General features: G+C 61.6%; 10 protein-coding genes. 5 read left to right on the top strand and 5 right to left on the bottom strand.

The annotated features are described in order from the left end of the window. Complete coding sequence (locus BBI10_RS12030; protein WP_065988719.1) at window positions 1-1,347, bottom strand: NCS2 family permease; 1,347 nt, start codon at window positions 1,345-1,347, stop codon at window positions 1-3. A gap of 358 nt (window positions 1,348-1,705) precedes the next feature. Here BBI10_RS12030 and BBI10_RS12025 point away from each other — a divergent pair, with 358 nt between their 5' ends. Continuing rightward, window positions 1,706-2,470, top strand: coding sequence for a GntR family transcriptional regulator (locus BBI10_RS12025; RefSeq protein WP_065988718.1), 765 nt, complete (start codon window positions 1,706-1,708; stop codon window positions 2,468-2,470). Between the two features lie 53 nt (window positions 2,471-2,523). Here the strand turns inward: BBI10_RS12025 and guaD are convergent, their stop codons facing one another. From guaD to xdhA, 4 genes are all read right to left on the bottom strand, one after another. After that, entirely contained in the window at window positions 2,524-3,840 is a 1,317-nt protein-coding gene (gene guaD, locus BBI10_RS12020) for a guanine deaminase (RefSeq protein WP_065988717.1), read from the bottom strand. Window positions 3,841-3,864: 24 nt separating this feature from the next. Beyond that, window positions 3,865-4,704 carry a xanthine dehydrogenase accessory protein XdhC gene (xdhC, locus tag BBI10_RS12015; protein WP_065988716.1) on the bottom strand — a complete coding sequence of 280 codons (840 nt, stop codon included), beginning with the start codon at window positions 4,702-4,704 and terminating at the stop codon, window positions 3,865-3,867. Between the two features lie 163 nt (window positions 4,705-4,867). Beyond that, window positions 4,868-7,276, bottom strand: coding sequence for a xanthine dehydrogenase molybdopterin binding subunit (gene xdhB, locus BBI10_RS12010; RefSeq protein ID WP_065988715.1), 2,409 nt, complete (start codon window positions 7,274-7,276; stop codon window positions 4,868-4,870). Further along, complete coding sequence (xdhA, locus tag BBI10_RS12005) at window positions 7,269-8,738, bottom strand: xanthine dehydrogenase small subunit (RefSeq protein ID WP_065988714.1); 1,470 nt, start codon at window positions 8,736-8,738, stop codon at window positions 7,269-7,271. Before xdhA ends, xdhB begins: the two co-directional genes overlap by 8 nt. A gap of 318 nt (window positions 8,739-9,056) precedes the next feature. Between xdhA and BBI10_RS12000 the strand changes: the two genes are divergently transcribed. From BBI10_RS12000 to ligA, 4 genes are all read left to right on the top strand, one after another. Next, a complete protein-coding gene (locus BBI10_RS12000) occupies window positions 9,057-9,716 on the top strand; it encodes a GntR family transcriptional regulator (protein ID WP_065988713.1) in 660 nt (219 codons plus the stop codon). 3 nt (window positions 9,717-9,719) lie between these two features. Further along, entirely contained in the window at window positions 9,720-13,208 is a 3,489-nt protein-coding gene (gene smc, locus BBI10_RS11995) for a chromosome segregation protein SMC (protein WP_065988712.1), read from the top strand. A 274-nt stretch (window positions 13,209-13,482) separates the two neighbouring features. Further along, on the top strand, window positions 13,483-14,331 hold the full coding sequence (zipA, locus tag BBI10_RS11990) for a cell division protein ZipA (protein WP_065988711.1): 849 nt from the start codon (window positions 13,483-13,485) through the stop codon (window positions 14,329-14,331). A gap of 227 nt (window positions 14,332-14,558) precedes the next feature. Continuing rightward, a complete protein-coding gene (ligA, locus tag BBI10_RS11985; RefSeq protein WP_065988710.1) occupies window positions 14,559-16,919 on the top strand; it encodes an NAD-dependent DNA ligase LigA in 2,361 nt (786 codons plus the stop codon). The last annotated feature ends 141 nt before the right edge of the window (window positions 16,920-17,060 follow it).

Below are 17,060 nucleotides of genomic sequence, written 5' to 3'. Positions count from 1 at the left end.
TTACAGAAACACAAACTTGGCGATGAAGATCGCGCACAGCGCCCACAGGCTGACCGAAATCTCCCTGTGTTTGCCGGTGCCGGCCTTGAGCACTACGTAAGTGATGAAGCCCAGCGCGATGCCGTCGGCGACTGAGAACGTCAGGGGCATCATGATCGCCGTGACGATCGCGGGGATGCTGTTGGTGGCTTCGTCCCAGTCGATGTGCGCCATGCCGCCCATCATCAGCATCGCCACGTAAATCAATGCCCCTGCCGTCGCGTAGGCGGGAATCATGCCAGCCAGCGGGGCGAAGAACATCGCCGCCACGAACAGCACGCCCACGGTCACGGCGGTCAGCCCCGTCCGCCCCCCGGCCGCCACGCCCGAGGCGCTCTCCACGTAGCTGGTCACTGGCGGCACACCGACCATTGCGCCGAACACGCTGGAGGCGCTGTCTGCCTTCAAGGCCCGCGAGAGGTTCTCGATGCGACCGTCTTCGCGCACCAGACCGGCGCGCTGTGCCACACCCATGAGCGTGCCGGCCGTGTCGAACATGTGCACGAACAGAAACGCCAGCACTACGCTGATCATGCTGACGTTGAACACGCCCGCCAGGTCCATGGCCATCCAGGTCGGCGCAAGGCTCGGCGGGGTGGAGAAGATGCCGTTGTAATGCACCAGCCCCAGGCCCCAGCCGGCCAGCGTCACCGTGATGATGCTGATGAGGATCGCGCCGAAGACCCGGTGATAACTGAGCACGGCGATCATCAGAAAGCAGATGGCGGCGAGCAGCGGACCGGGTTCGCGCAACGAGCCGAGCTTGATCAGCGTCGCCGGGCTGTCGACCACGATGCCGGCGGTCTTCAGGCCGATCAGCCCGAGAAACAGCCCGACCCCCGCGCCCATGGCGTAACGCAGGCTGACCGGGATGCTATTAAGCAGCCATTCGCGGATCCGCGACAGCGTCAGGAACATGAAGATCACGCCCGAGACGAACACCGCGCCCAAGGCCGTTTCCCAGCTGTAACCCATGGTGCCGACCACGGTGTAGGTGAAGAACGCGTTCAGGCCCATCCCCGGCGCCAGGCCCACCGGCCAGTTGGCGTACAGCCCCATCAGCAGGCAGCCCAGCGCCGCGGCGATGCAGGTCGCGACGAACGCCGCGCCATGATCGATGCCGGCGTCGGCCATGATGTTGGGGTTGACGAAGATGATGTAGGCCATGGTGATGAAGGTCGTGAGCCCCGCCAGCAGCTCGGTCCGGACGGTCGTGCCGTGCAGGCTCAGTTTGAAGAGGCGTTCAAGCAGGCCTTTGCGCGGCAGCGTGAGATCCAGCGGCGTGGCTTCGGTTTTGCGACTTTCCACAGTGAAATCCTCGGGACGTTTTTGTTGTTATGACAAAGCCGGTTGCGGGCTCCGGGAGGCGAGTGGACCTGTCAGGCCGATTTGTTGACTGAAAGGTCAGAAACGTGCACGAGAGAATTATGCTTTTGTATACAAATAATGCAAATAATGTTTTCGATATTGTTCGGGATATCTGGAGGATTGTGTGCATAACGCCCCGTCGTTTCGGGGCCTGTGCAGACGTTGCCGGCTGTGTACAATGCGCCATTACTTCTACTGTGACTTTGCCGGGATATCTGCTATTGGTTGCCCCAACAGTGGTCGTACCCGCCCTGATCACGGCAAGGCCCCGCGCCGGATTCTGTTACCACGAGTGCCCATGAACGATCAGCTGCAACCCCTCAAGAAACACTCACGCACGGCCAAATCCGGCCGTACCGGCACCCAGGACGACATCGTCTACGCGCACATTTTCGAGGCGATTCTCGAACAGCGCCTGGCGCCCGGCACCAAACTGAGTGAAGAAGCCCTGGGTGAAATCTTCGGCGTCAGCCGCACCATCATTCGTCGCGCACTCTCGCGTCTGGCCCACGAGGGGGTGGTGTTGTTGCGCCCTAACCGTGGGGCGGTGGTGGCCAGCCCGAGCGTCGATGAGGCACGACAGGTGTTCTTTGCCCGGCGTCTGGTGGAGAAGGCGATCACGGAACTGGCGGTCGAGCACGCCACCGCGGAACAGCTCAGCGAGCTGCGCCAGATGGTCAGCGACGAGCGCGACAGTTTTTCCAAAGGGGATCGCGGAGCAGGCATTCGTCTGTCGGGGGAATTCCATCTGAAGCTGGCGGAAGCGGCGAAAAACGCTCCGCTCATCAGCTTCCAGCGCAGTCTGGTCTCGCAGACCTCGCTGATCATCGCGCAGTACGAAAGCGGCAACCGCTCGCACTGCTCATACGATGAACACACCCAACTGATTGACGCCATCGAAGCCCGCGACGCGACCCTGGCGGTGAACCTGATGATGCACCACATGGATCACATCGACAGCAAGCTCAACCTCGACGAAGACAGTGCCTCCGACGACCTCCACGCCGTGTTCTCCCACCTGATGCTGCCGAAGAAAAAAGCAGGGCGCAGCACCGCCGTCTAACCCCGCCAGTTCGCCGCATCTCTTGCGGCGAACGCAGAGCGTGCAGCAGCGCCTCAACGCTTATGCACCAATTCCCCCGCCGAATACGTTTCGCTCACGGTCCGGTCATCCCCCAGGGTCATCAACACGAACAACCGCTCTTCAATGCTGGTCGCCTGACTCATGCGGTAGGCCAGCAGCGGTGTGGCGTTGTAGTCCAGTACCACGAAGTCCGCTTCGCTGCCTGGCTGCAGATTGCCGATCTTGTCTTCGAGCCGCAGTGCCCGTGCGCCGCCCAGTGTCGCCAGGTACAGCGATTTGAACGGGCTCAGTTTGGCGCCTTGCAGCTGCATGACTTTGTACGCCTCGTTCAACGTGTGCAGCAGCGAGAAACTCGTCCCGGCGCCGACATCCGTTCCGAGTCCTACATTGACCTTGTGCTTTTCCGCCATCGGCAAGTTGAACAGCCCACTGCCGAGGAACAGGTTGGAGGTCGGGCAGAAGGCAATGGCTGACCCGGTTTCTGCCAGGCGCTCACACTCTTGGTCGCACAGGTGCACGCCATGGGCGAACATCGATCGCTCGCCGAGCAGGTTGAAATGGTCGTACACGTCCAGGTAGTTCTTGCGCTCCGGGAACAGCGCCTTGACCCACTCGACTTCCTTCAGGTTTTCACTGATGTGGGTCTGCATGTACAGGTCGGGGTATTCGGTCAGCAACTGGCCGGCCAGGGTCAATTGCTCGGGCGTGCTGGTCGGGGCGAAGCGCGGGGTGACGGCGTAATGCAGACGGCCCTTGCCATGCCAGCGCTCGATCAGCGCCTTGCTGTCGACGTAGCTGGATTCAGCGGTGTCCACCAGATAATCCGGCGCGTTGCGGTCCATCATCACCTTGCCGGCAATCAGGCGCAGATTGAGCTTCTCGGCGGCACTGAACAGCGCCTCCACCGACTCCTTGTGACGACTGCCGAACACCAGTGCCGTGGTGGTGCCGTTGCGCAGCAGTTCCTTGAGAAAGATGTCAGCCACCTGCGCCGAATGCTCAGGGTCTTCGAACTGCTTCTCGCAGGGAAAGACGTAGGTGTTCAGCCAGTCGAGTAACTGCTCGCCGTAGGACCCGACCATGCCGGTCTGCGGCAAATGGATATGGGTGTCGATGAAACCGGCGGTGATCAGCGCGTCCTGATAGCTGACGATTTCGACGTCGTCGGCGAAGGTCTTCAACAGGTCTTCGGCATTGCCGAGGGCGATGATCTTGCCGTTGTCGACCACCATCAGGCCGTCTTCGAAATATTCGTACGACGCTTCCACCGCTACGTCGGCAGGGTCGGCGATGCTGTGAATGATGGCGGCGCGGTAGGCTTTCTGGGCGGTGCGGATGTCAGGGGTCATGTCAGTTGATCGTTCTTCCGGGATTCATTGGGCCTGGCTGCGGCGGGACACCGGCAGCAGCTTGGCGACAGGTTCGGCGGTGGTGCTTTGCTCGCCGAAATGAGCGTTGTAGGTGGCGATCACTTCGCCGGCGATGGACACGGCGATTTCCATGGGCAGCTTGCCTTTGACCTCGGTCAGGCCCATCGGGCACCGCATCCGCTGCAGCACCGCAGCATCGAAGCCGCGATCCCGCAGGCGATGCTCGAACTTCACGCGCTTGGTTTTCGAGCCGATCAGGCCGAAATAGCTGAAGTCGCCACGCTTGAGAATCGCAGCGGCGAGTTCCAGGTCCAGCTGATGATTGTGGGTCATGACGATGCAATAGCTGCCAGCGGGGAGGTTATCCACTTCTTCGGTGACGTCCTCGCAGAGGATCTGCGTCACGCCTTCTGGCAGGTGCGCGGGAAATTCGGCCTCGCGGGAATCGATCCAGCGCACGCGGCAGGGCAGGCTGGCCAGCAGCGGCACCAGCGCCCGACCGACGTGGCCGGCGCCGAAAACGGCAATGTGCGCCTGGGGCTGGCCCATGGGTTCGAAAAGCAACACGTTAACGCCGCCGCAGCACTGACCCAGGCTGGCGCCAAGGCTGAAGCGCTCCAGGCGGGTGTGCTGGCTACCGCTGGCGAGCATCTCCCGGGCGATTTCCATGGCCTTGTATTCCAGGTGACCGCCGCCGATGGTGTCGAAGATCCGCCCGGCGCTGACGACCATTTTCGAGCCGGCATTGCGCGGCGTCGAGCCCCGCTCCTCGATGATGGTCACCAGCACGCAGGCCTCGCCCTGCTGCTGCAAATCGGCGAGGGCGCTGATCCAGTTATTCATGTGATTTCTCCTGATCGGCGGGTTGGCAGATCAAACATCGTCATTGCCCGTGCTGGCCTCATCGCGAGCAAGCTCACTCCTACAGGCTCGCATTTGGACTGTAGGAACGACCGGGGTGGCGCTCCACCTTGCTCGCGAAGGCGTTGGCTCAAGCCACCACTGTTCAAACTTGCGAACCCGCCAGCTCATGGGCGACACCTTCCGCTTCCGGCGCCGCAGCCCGCAACGCCCGCATCTGCTCACACCCCCACAACACCCGTTCCGGGGTCGCCGGCGCGTCGATCTTCGGTTGATGCCGGTAATCGCCCAGGCTCGCCACCGCGTCCTTGATCGCGCACCACGCGGCGATGCCCAGCATGAATGGCGGCTCGCCCACGGCTTTGGAATGGAACACCGTGTCTTCGGGGTTCTTGCGGTTTTCCACCAGCTTCACCCGCAGGTCCGCCGGCATGTCGGCCACGGCCGGAATCTTGTAGCCGGCCGGGCCATTGGTCATCAGCTTGCCCTTGTCGTTCCAGACCAGTTCCTCGGTGGTCAGCCAGCCCATCCCTTGAATGTAGCCGCCCTCGACCTGGCCGATGTCGATGGCCGGGTTCAGCGAGGCGCCGACGTCGTGAAGAATGTCCGTGCGCAGCATTTTGTATTCGCCGGTCAGGGTGTCGACCAGCACCTCGGTGCAGGCCGCGCCGAAGGCAAAGTAATAGAAGGGCCGGCCGCGCGCCTGGCTGCGGTCGTAGAAGATCTTCGGCGTCTTGTAATAGCCCGTGCTCGACAGCGACACCTGGCCCATCCACGCCTGCTGGGCCAGCGTGTCGAAGCTGATGACCTGCTCGCCGACGCGCACATGACCGTTGCGAAACTCGACCCGCGACTCATCGCACTGATAATGCCTGGCTGCGAATTCCACCAGCCGCTGCTTGAGGATTTCCGCAGCGTTCTGCGCCGCCTTGCCGTTCAAGTCAGCGCCGCTGGAGGCGGCCGTCGGCGACGTGTTCGGCACCTTGTCGGTATTCGTCGCGGTGATCTGCACACGGTCGATGTCGACCTGAAACACCTCGGCCACCACCTGCGCCACCTTGACGTTCAGACCCTGGCCCATCTCGGTGCCGCCGTGATTGAGGTGAATGCTGCCGTCGGTGTAAATGTGGATCAGCGCGCCGGCCTGGTTGAGAAAGCTGGCAGTGAAGGAAATGCCGAACTTCACCGGAATCAGGGCCAGGCCTTTCTTCAGAATCGGGCTGTGGGCGTTGTAGGCCGTGATCGCTTTGCGTCGCTCGACGTAGTCACTGCTTTCTTCCAGGTCGGCGGTCATTTCCTCGAGCATGTTGTGCTCGACCGTCTGGTAGTAATGGGTGACGTTGCGCTCGGTCTTGCCGTAATAGTTGGACTTGCGCACCGCCAGCGGATCCTTGCCCAGATGCCGGGCGATGACGTCCATCACTTCCTCGATGGCGACCATCCCCTGGGGGCCGCCGAAGCCCCGGTAGGCCGTGTTTGACGCGGTGTTGGTCTTGCAGCGATGGCCATTGATCGTGGCGTCGCCCAGGTAATACGAATTGTCGGCGTGAAACATCGCGCGGTCGACGATGGACGCCGACAGGTCCGGCGAATAACCGCAGTTGCCCGCCAGTTCAAGCTGAATCCCGTGCAAGCGTCCGTCGTCGTCGAACCCCACGTCGTACTCGACGTAAAACGGGTGCCGCTTGCCGGTCATCATCATGTCTTCCACGCGGGGCAGGCGCATCTTGGTCGGCTGACCGGTCAGACGCGCAACCACCGCGCACAGGCACGCGGGGCTCGCGGCCTGGGTTTCCTTGCCGCCGAAGCCGCCGCCCATACGGCGCATGTCGACGACGATCTTATTCATCGGCACGTCCAGCACTTCGGCGACGAGCTTTTGCACCTCGGTCGGGTTCTGCGTCGAGCAATAGACGATCATGCCGCCGTCTTCCGTGGGCATCACCGACGAAATCTGCGTCTCCAGGTAGAAGTGCTCCTGACCGCCGATGTGCAGCGTGCCCTGAATCCGGTGGGTGGCGGACGCCAGCGCCGTCGACGAATCACCGCGCTGGTGGGTGTGGCTGTCGAGCACGAAGTGCTTGTTGCGGTAGGCCTGGACGACGTCGAGCACCGGCTCCAAGTCTTCGTATTCGATGATCGCGGCCATGGCCGCCTTGCGTGCGGTTTCCAGATCCCGGGCGGCCACGGCAATCACCGGCTGACCGACGAACTCGACCGTGTCGATGGCCAGCAACGGGTCGCCGGGCAGCAGCGGGCCGATGTCCTTGAGGCCGGGAATGTCTTCATGGGTGATGGCGATGCGCACGCCGTCGAAGGCGTAGCAGGGCGACACGTCGACGCGGACGATGCGCGCGTGGGCACGGTCGGACAGCCGCGCATACACGTGCAGCTGATTGGGGAATTCGAGGCGGTCGTCGATGTAGATCGCTTCGCCGGAGACGTGCTTGTCGGCGCTGTCGTGCTTGACGCTGCGGCCCACGCCGGTGGTCAGGTCCTGTTGAAACAGGGCGACCATTTCTTCCTGGGACTTGGCTGAATGATGGTTAGACATAAGCTGTCACCCGCGTCTGGATGTGGGGCGTTTGCACTTCAATGAAGTATTTGCGCAGCAGGTTCTGTGCGCTGAGCAGGCGGTATTCCTTGCTCGCGCGGAAATCCGTCAGCGGCGTGAAATCCTCGGCCAGTGCGGCGCAGGCACGCTCGATGGTGGCCGACGTCCATGGCTGGCCGATCAGCGCCTGTTCGCAATGGGCGGCGCGTTTGGGGATCGCCGCCATGCCGCCGAAGGCCGCGCGGGCGTCGACGATGGCACCGTTCTCGACCTGCACGCGGAACGCTGCGCACACCGCCGAGATGTCGTCGTCCAGCCGCTTGGAAACCTTGTACGCGCGAAACGTCTGCCGGGCGTTGGCGCGGGGCACGATGATGCGCTCGATGAACTCGCTTTCCTGACGCACCGTCACGCGGTAATCAATGAAGTAATCCTCCAGCGCCAGGGTGCGGGTCTGCTCGCCTTTGCGCAGCACGATCTTCGCGCCCAAGGCGATGAGCAGGGGCGGCGAGTCGCCAATCGGCGAAGCGTTGCCGATGTTGCCGCCGAGGGTGCCCTGATTGCGGATCTGCAGCGATGCAAAACGGTGCAGCAATTCGCCGAAGTCCGGGTACTCGCGGCTCAGTGCTTCGTAGCAATCGGTGAGCGCCGTGGCCGCGCCGATCTCGATGCGGTCTTCGAAGTGTTCGATCTTTTTCATCGCGGCGACGTTGCCGACGTAGATCATCACCGGCAGCGGGCGATGGAATTGCGTCACTTCGAGGGCCAGATCAGTGCCGCCGGCCAGCAATCGCGCCTGAGGATAGGCGTTGTAGAGATCCGCCAGATCGGCGACGGTCAGCGGTACCAGGCAGCGCTTGTCACCGCTGTTCAGCTCGCCGGTTTGCGCCGGCGCAATGGCCTTGAGGCGGGCGATGGTCTGCGCTTTCAGGGCATCGAACTGGTCAGGCTGCGGTTGGCTGCAGCTTTGCTCGGCCGCCGCGAGGATCGGTCGATAGCCGGTGCAACGGCATAGGTTTCCGGCCAAGGCTTCGTGGGCCTGGGCGTGCCTGGTGTCGGGCGAGGCGGATTCGGCGCTGTTCTTTTGCAGCGCGAACAGCGACATGACAAAGCCCGGCGTGCAGAAGCCGCACTGGGAGCCGTGGCAGTCGACCATCGCCTGCTGAACGCTGTGCAAGCGGCCCTGATGCTTGAGGTCTTCAACGCTGATCAGTTGCTTGCCGTGCAGCGAGGCCACGAAGGTCAGACAGGAATTGAGGCTGCGATAACTCAGTTGCTCCCGGCCCGCCGCGTCGGTGGTCAGCTCACCCACAACCACGGTGCACGCGCCGCAATCGCCGCTGGCGCAGCCTTCTTTGGTGCCAGACTTGTGCAGATGCTCGCGCAGATAGTTGAGCACCGTCACATTGGGGTCCAGAGCCTGTTCGGTTTTCAGCTCTTGGTTCAGGAGAAACTGGATCACGGGTCGCGCCTCGTTCTTGTCATTTAAAAGCACTGGTCACAGCTGCCGGCGGAGGGGTCATCGAACATGTCGATGAATCTATCAGCTCTGACTATCGGGTCAATTAAATTCTGACTCAAAGGTCAAGAAATTCATTATTTCGAAATATGGCCGATAACTCAGGTGAACATGATGTTTAAAGACTGGGTGCGCGTGGGCAGAACATATCCGTGTTTCTGCTTAATTCGTGCCAGTTTCCACAGTATGGCCCTGCGCCACAGACCTGCAGTGCGATACACTCCGCCGCTTGTTTGCGACCCAAGAAGTTGAAGGTAAGAAATGACGTTCAAGGCACCTGACAGCCTCGCCGAGCAGATCGCTCACCACCTTGCCGAGCGCATCATCCGCGGCGAGCTCAAGCCAGGGGAGCGGATTCAGGAGCAGAAGGTCACGGCCGCGCTGAACGTGAGCCGGGGCTCGGTGCGCGAGGCGTTGTTGATCCTCGAGCGCCGCCACCTGATCGTGATCCTGCCCCGTCGTGGCGCGCAGGTGTCGGTCCTGACCCCGCACAACATCACCAGCCTCTGCGCCTTGATGAGCGAGATGTACATCCTGCTCGGTCTGGCCGTGGCGCGCAGCTGGAAGGAGCCGGTCGATCTGGCGCCGTTCCAGCAGATTCAGCAGCGGCTCATGGCCAGTTGCGAGCGCCAGGACGTGAAAGGCTTCGTCGAAGAGAGCTTCAACGTGATGCGCGCGGCCTATCCGTTCGCCAACAACCCGTACCTGGAAGAGACCGTCGAGAACCTGCAGCCCTCCATGAGCCGCTTCTATTTCCTCGCCCTGGATCAACGCGAGGCGGAAATGAGCGAATACCTGACCCTGTTCGGCCAGTTGCTCGAAGCGGTGGTAGCGCGGGATCTGGCGCGCATCCGCGACGTGCTGACCTGCTACGCCGAGCGCAGCTGCCAATCGGTTTTGTCTGCCCTGGCGGCCAGCTGATTCATGCGCCTCAAGTGCATCAGGCTGGCCGGGTTCAAATCGTTCGTCGACCCGACGACGGTGAACTTCCCCAGCAACATGGCGGCCGTGGTCGGTCCCAATGGATGCGGCAAATCCAACATCATCGACGCGGTGCGCTGGGTCATGGGCGAAAGCTCGGCCAAGAACCTGCGCGGCGAGTCGATGACCGATGTCATCTTCAACGGCTCCACCAGCCGCAAGCCGGTGAGCCAAGCGAGCATCGAGCTGGTTTTCGATAACTCCGACGGCACCCTGGTGGGCGAATACGCCAGCTACGCGGAAATCTCCATTCGCCGCAAAGTCACCCGCGACAGCCAGAACAGCTACTACCTCAACGGCACCAAATGCCGTCGCCGCGACATCACCGACATCTTCCTCGGCACCGGCCTGGGTCCGCGCAGCTACTCGATCATCGAGCAGGGCATGATCTCCAAGCTGATCGAAGCCAAGCCCGAAGACCTGCGCAACTTCATCGAGGAAGCCGCCGGCATCTCCAAGTACAAGGAGCGCCGCCGCGACACCGAAAACCGCATTCGCCGCACCCACGAAAACCTCGCGCGCCTGACCGATTTGCGCGAAGAACTGGGTCGTCAGCTGGAGCGCCTGCAGCGTCAGGCCCAGGCGGCCGAGAAGTATCAGGAATACAAAGCCGAAGAGCGTCAGCTCAAGGCACAACTGTCGGCGTTGCGCTGGCAGGCGCTGAACGAGCAAGTGGCCCAGCGCGAATCGGTGATCGGCAATCAGGAGGTCGGCTTCGAGTCATTGGTCGCCGACCAGCGCAGCGCCGACGCGGCCATCGAGCGCCTGCGCGACGGCCATCACGACCTGTCCGAGCGATTCAATCTCGTGCAGGGGCGCTTCTATTCCGTGGGCGGCGACATTGCCCGGGTCGAGCAGAGCATCCAGCACGGTCAGCAACGCTTGCGTCAGTTGCAGGACGACCTGCGCGAAGCCGAGCGCGCGCGCCTGGAAACCGAATCCCACCTGGGCCACGACCGCACACTGCTGGCGACCCTTAGCGAAGAGCTGGAAATGCTCGAGCCGGAGCAGGAAATCACCCTCGCCGCCGCCGAAGAGTCCGCCGCCGCGCTGGAAGACGCCGAGACCGCCATGCACGGCTGGCAGGAGCAGTGGGACGCTTTCAATCTCACGTCCGCCGAACCCCGGCGGCAGGCGGAAGTGCAGCAGTCGCGCATTCAGCAGCTGGAAACCAGCCTGGAGCGCCTGGCCGAGCGTCAGCGGCGTTTGGGTGAAGAGCGCCAATTGCTCGCGGCTGACCCCGAAGACGCCGCGATTCTCGAACTCAGCGAAGACCTCGCCGCGCGGGAAATGGCTTTCGAAGAATTGACCGCTGAAGAAGAACACCTGATCGAGCGCCTTGAGCAACTGCGCATTGATCTACAACAGGCCACCCAGGCGCAGCAACAGGCCCAGGGCGATCTGCAACGCTTGAACGGTCGCCTCGCTTCGCTGGAAGCCTTGCAACAGGCGGCGCTCGATCCCGGCACCGGCACCGCCGAATGGCTGCGCGATCATCAACTCAGTGAGCGTCCGCGTCTGGCCGAAGGGCTGCGGGTCGAGGCGGGCTGGGAAATGGCCGTGGAAACCGTGCTGGGCGCCGACCTGAATGCGGTGCTGGTGGATGATTTCGCCGATCTCGATCTGGCCGGATTCAGTCAGGGCGACCTGCGCCTGGTGAGTCCCGGCGCTGATGTCACGCGCATCCCTGGCAGTTTGCTGGACAAAGTCGACACTCAGGTCGATCTCACCCACTGGCTGGGCCAGGTCAAACCCGTGGAAACCCTCGACGATGCCTTGGCGCTTCGCGGGCAACTGGGCGCCGGCGAGAGCCTGATCAGCCGCGACGGCTATTGGGTCGGTCGGGATTTTCTCCGCGTGCGCCGCGCCAGCGAAGCCGAAAGCGGCGTGCTGGCGCGGGGTCAGGAATTGCAGCGCCTTGAAGCCGAGCGCGACGAACGTGAGGCGAGCCTGGCTGCGCTGGAAGAACAGTTGCTAACTCAGCGCGAGCAGCAACGCACCCAGGAAGACAACCGCGAGCAATTGCGCCGTCGCTTGCAGGACGAAGCCCGTCAGCAGAGCGAGCTCAAGGCGCAGTTGTCCGCTGCCAAAGCCAAGGTCGAGCAACTGACCCTGCGCCGCACGCGGCTCGATGAAGAATTGACCGAGCTCGCCGAACAGCGGGCCATGGAGCAGGAAACCCTCGGCGAATCCCGCCTGCAACTGCAGGACGCCCTCGACAGCATGGCGCTGGACACCGAACAGCGCGAGCTGCTGCTGGCCCAGCGCGACAGCCTGCGCGAGCGCCTGGACCGGGTGCGTCAGGAAGCCCGCCAGCATAAGGATCACGCCAACCAGCTGGCTGTGCGCCTGGGTTCGCTGCGCGCGCAGCATGATTCCACCCGTCAGGCCCTGGAGCGTCTGGAGATGCAGTCCGAGCGCCTGACCGAGAAGCGCGAGCAACTGAGCCTGAATCTGGAGGAGGGCGCCGCGCCGCTGGAAGAACTGCGCATGAAGCTCGAAGAGCTGCTGGAAAAGCGCATGGTGGTCGACGAGGAGATGCGAACCGCCAAGAACGCCCTGGAAGACGCCGACCGCGAACTGCGGGAAGCCGAGAAACGTCGCAACCAGGCCGAGCAGCAATCGGCGCTGTTGCGTGGGCAACTGGAGCAACAGCGCCTGGAATGGCAGACCCTGACCGTGAGGCGCAAGGCGCTTCAGGAGCAACTGCACGAAGACGGCTACGACCTGGATGGCGTGCTGGCGACCCTGACCGCCGACGCCAACGAGAAGGCCGCCGAAGAAGAGCTCGAACGCATCGCCGCGCGGATTCAGCGTCTGGGTGCCATCAACCTTGCCGCCATCGACGAGTATCAGCAGCAGTCCGAACGCAAACGCTATCTGGACGCCCAGGACGCCGATCTGGTCGAAGCGCTGGACACGCTGGAAAGCGTGATTCGCAAAATCGACAAGGAAACCCGCAACCGTTTCAAAGAGACCTTTGATCAGATAAACAGCGGAATTCAGGCACTTTTTCCAAAAGTTTTCGGTGGCGGCAGCGCTTACTTGGAACTGACGGGCGAAGATTTACTCGATACAGGGGTGACGATCATGGCGCGTCCTCCCGGCAAGAAAAACAGCACGATCCATTTGCTGTCCGGGGGTGAGAAAGCCCTGACCGCGCTGGCGCTGGTTTTTGCCATCTTTAAACTCAACCCGGCGCCGTTCTGCATGCTCGACGAAGTCGATGCGCCGTTGGACGACGCCAACGTGGGGCGCTACGCCCGGTTGGTCAAAGAGATGTCGCAGACGGTGCAGTTCATCTACATCACTCATAACAAGATCGCCATGGAAATGGCTGACCAGTTGATGGGTGTCACCATGCACGAACCGGGTTGTTCAAGGCTGGTGGCGGTGGACGTAGAGGAGGCGATGGCGCTGGTGGAGTCATAGCAGGATGCGCAGTTGATCGCGTGGCGATCATGCAGATTTGCAGGGAAAAGTGGCGCACGGACGTCCAGTACAGGAACCACCGCCGCAGCGTGACAGATGCTTGTGACCTGCCAGATGTAACAGACGGTGTAAAGTTGCCTTTGGTCGTGCTAGCTTAATGTCCACTTTTCCATTTCGCGTGGGTAAAAGGCCATTCAGAACATAGAGTTGGCTCCACGTTTTAAAGGGGTTTGCGCCCTTAATTTTCAGAATTTCATTAGAGGCACGGGACTACATGGAAATCGGTCTGCGAGAGTGGCTGATCGTCATCGGCATTATTGTCATTGCCGGTATTCTGTTTGACGGCTGGCGCCGTATGCGCGGCGGCAAGGGCAAATTGAAATTCAGGCTGGACCGCAACTTATCCAACCTGCCGGACGACGACGAACCGACGTCCGCCGAAGTGCTGGGCCCTGCGCGCGTTCTGGACACCCATAAAGAACCGAAACTCGACGAGCATGACCTGCCAACGATGAGTGCCGCGCCCCGGGAGCGCGCCGAACGTGAACCGCGACGGGGCAAGCGCAAGGACGAGCCGCATCAGGGCGACCTTAACCTGAGCGCCGGTCCTGACCTGTTCAGTGCCCGCGACGACGACTTCCCGGACGACAAGCCGAACCAGCGCATCACCGAAGACAAGGACCTGCCACCGGTGGAAGAAGTGCTGGTGATCAGCGTGATCTCCCGGGACGAAAGCGGCTTCAAAGGTCCGGCGCTGTTGCAGAACATTCTGGAAAGCGGCCTGCGCTTTGGCGAAATGGACATTTTCCACCGTCACGAAAGCATGGCCGGCAACGGCGAGGTGCTGTTCTCGATGGCCAATGCGGTCAAGCCGGGCGTGTTCGATCTGGACGATATCGACCATTTCAGCACCCGCGCCGTCAGCTTCTTCCTGGGTCTGCCAGGGCCGCGTCATCCGAAGCAGGCGTTTGATGTCATGGTCGCCGCCGCTCGCAAGCTGGCCCACGAGCTCAACGGTGAATTGAAAGATGACCAGCGCAGCGTCATGACCGCGCAAACCATCGAGCATTACCGTCAGCGCATCGTCGAGTTCGAACGCCGCGCCCTGACCCAGCGCCGTTGATTGGCTGCACGTTTATTGGACGATGCAATCCTGTAGGAGCGTGGCTTGTCCCGCGATCTGGCGCGAAGCGGCAGTAGATCTGACGGATGAGGTATTTCAGCTACACCGCGTTGGATGAGCTGCGACTGCTGCGCAGCCGATCGCGGGACAAGCCACGCTCCCACAGGTTATGCACGTACCACGATTGAGCAGCTTCGGCTGCTCTTTTGCATTTCGAGATCACACCTATGAAAGCCGCCGAAACCCGCATCCTTGAACTGCGCGCTGAGCTGGATCAGCACAATTACCGCTATCACGTGCTCGACGAGCCAAGCATCCCGGACGTCGAGTACGACCGGCTGTTCCACGAGCTGAAGGCGCTGGAGGCGGAGAACCCGCATCTGGTGACCCCTGACTCGCCGACCCAGCGGGTGGGCAGTGCGGTCCTCACGGCGTTTTCCAAGGTTAAGCACGAAGTACCAATGCTCAGCCTTGGGAACGCATTCGAAGAGGCGGCTTTGTATGAATTTAATCAGCGAGTGGTCCAGACCATTTCGCCTCTCCCTAATGATCTGTTTAGCGGCGTTAATGTTGAATACACCTGTGAACCTAAACTCGACGGTCTTGCAGTCAGTCTTCTTTATGTCGACGGACGGCTGACAAGGGGTGCTACACGTGGTAATGGCACGGTTGGTGAGGACATAACCGAGAACGTCAGGACAGTCCGGAATATCCCTCTTAGGCTGATGGATGGAGGATGGCCTTCGGTTTTGGAAGTCCGAGGTGAGGTTTTCATCGAAAAAGCTGGATTTGAGAGGGTAAACGCTCATCAGATCGAGATTGGCGAAAAGGTATTTGCGAATCCTAGGAATGCCGCTGCGGGAAGCATGCGCCAGCTGGATTCGAAGATCTCTGGCCGGAGATCCTTGAAATTTTGTAGCTATGGGATTGGCCAGGTTCAGAGAGATTTTGCTGACACCTACTACGGAATGCTGCAAAAGCTCAAGAAGTGGGGAGTACCGATTAGTAATAAGCTAAGGCTGGTTAGCGATGTCGAGGGATGCATTGCCTATTGTCGGGACATGTCTGAACAGCGGCTTGACCTTCCGTATGAAATCGACGGTGTCGTGTTTAAGGTAAATAACATTGCTTCGCAGAGGGAGTTGGGTTTTAGGGCTCGTGAACCGCGCTGGGCTATAGCCTATAAATTCCCGGCCATGGAAGAACTCACCGAGCTGCTCGACGTGGAATTCCAGGTCGGCCGCACCGGCGCCGTCACGCCGGTGGCGCGTTTGAAGCCGGTGAAAGTCGCCGGTGTGACGGTCGCCAACGCGACGCTGCACAACATGGACGAAGTGGCGCGTCTGGGCCTGATGATCGGCGACACGGTGATCATCCGCCGCGCCGGGGACGTGATTCCCCAGGTGGTGCAGGTGGTGCAGGAGCGCCGCCCGACACACGCGCGCGCCGTCGAGATCCCGCAGACCTGCCCGGTGTGTGGCTCCCAGGTCGAGCGCACGCAACTGATCAAGCGCAGCAAGGGCAAGGAAACCATCAGCGAAGGCGCGGTTTACCGTTGCGTCGGCCGTCTGGCCTGTGGCGCGCAGCTCAAGCAGGCGATCATCCATTACGTGTCCCGTCGGGCGATGGACATCGAAGGCCTGGGCGACAAGACCATCGAGCAGCTGGTGGACGAGAAGCTCATCGGTTCGCCCGCTGACCTGTACAAACTTAAGTACGAGCAGATCATCGATCTGGAGGGTTTTGCCGAAATCTCCAGCAAGAAGCTGCTCAAGGCCATCGACGACAGCAAGCAGCCGACGCTGGCGCGCTTCATCTATGCGCTGGGCATTCCAGACGTGGGTGAGGAGACGGCCAAGGTATTGGCGCGCTCGCTGGGTTCGCTGGATCGGGTGATTGTGGCGCTGCCGGAGGTGCTGACGTACCTGCCGGACGTGGGTCTGGAAGTCGCCCATGAGATTCACAGTTTCTTCGAGGACGAGCACAACCAGAACGTGATCGGGGCCTTGCTCGGCGAATGCCAGATGGAGCTTCAGGACACGGGCGACTTGGGCGCTGAGTTCGCAGCCAGTGCGACCTTGGGCGGGATGCTGGACAAGCTGAATATTCCGTCGGTAGGGCCGGGTGCGGCGCAGAAACTGGCGGACAAGTTCGGCACCCTTGAGGCGGTCGTCAAGGCGGACTGGCTGGATATGCGGCAGACGCTGCCCGAGAAGCAGGCGCAGGCGGTGCGGGCGTTTTTCGATGTCGCGGAGCATGCGCAGCGGGCGTTGGCGATCGAGCAGCAGCTGAAGGATTTCGGCATGCACTGGCAGAGCGAGAAAAAGGTGGTGGAGGGTTTGCCGCTGGCCGGGCAGACGTGGGTCTTGACCGGTTCGCTGGAGTTGATGAGCCGGGATGTGGCGAAAGAGAAGCTGGAGGGGCTGGGGGCGAAGGTGTCCGGTTCTGTCTCGGCGAAGACCCACACGGTGGTGGCCGGGCCGGGGGCGGGCTCGAAGTTGACCAAGGCCAACGAGCTGGGGCTGAAGGTGCTCGACGAAGAGGCGTTTGTGGGGTTTCTGAAGCAACAAGGCGTTGAGGTCGGCTAGATCAAGATCAAAAGCGTCTGCCTGGGGGCAGACTGTTTCGCCTTCGGCGAGTTACTTGATAAAGCCCCAAGTAACCAAGGGCTTGTGCTCTTGGTTGGGCCCGACTTCGTCGGGTTCCTTCACTCCGGTCTCGCTCCGTGG

The organism is Pseudomonas graminis (assembly GCF_001705435.1).
GTDB lineage: Bacteria > Pseudomonadota > Gammaproteobacteria > Pseudomonadales > Pseudomonadaceae > Aquipseudomonas > Aquipseudomonas graminis_B.
The sequence above is the reverse complement of the archived record's forward strand: the minus strand, read 5'-3'. Positions and strand labels throughout refer to the sequence as shown.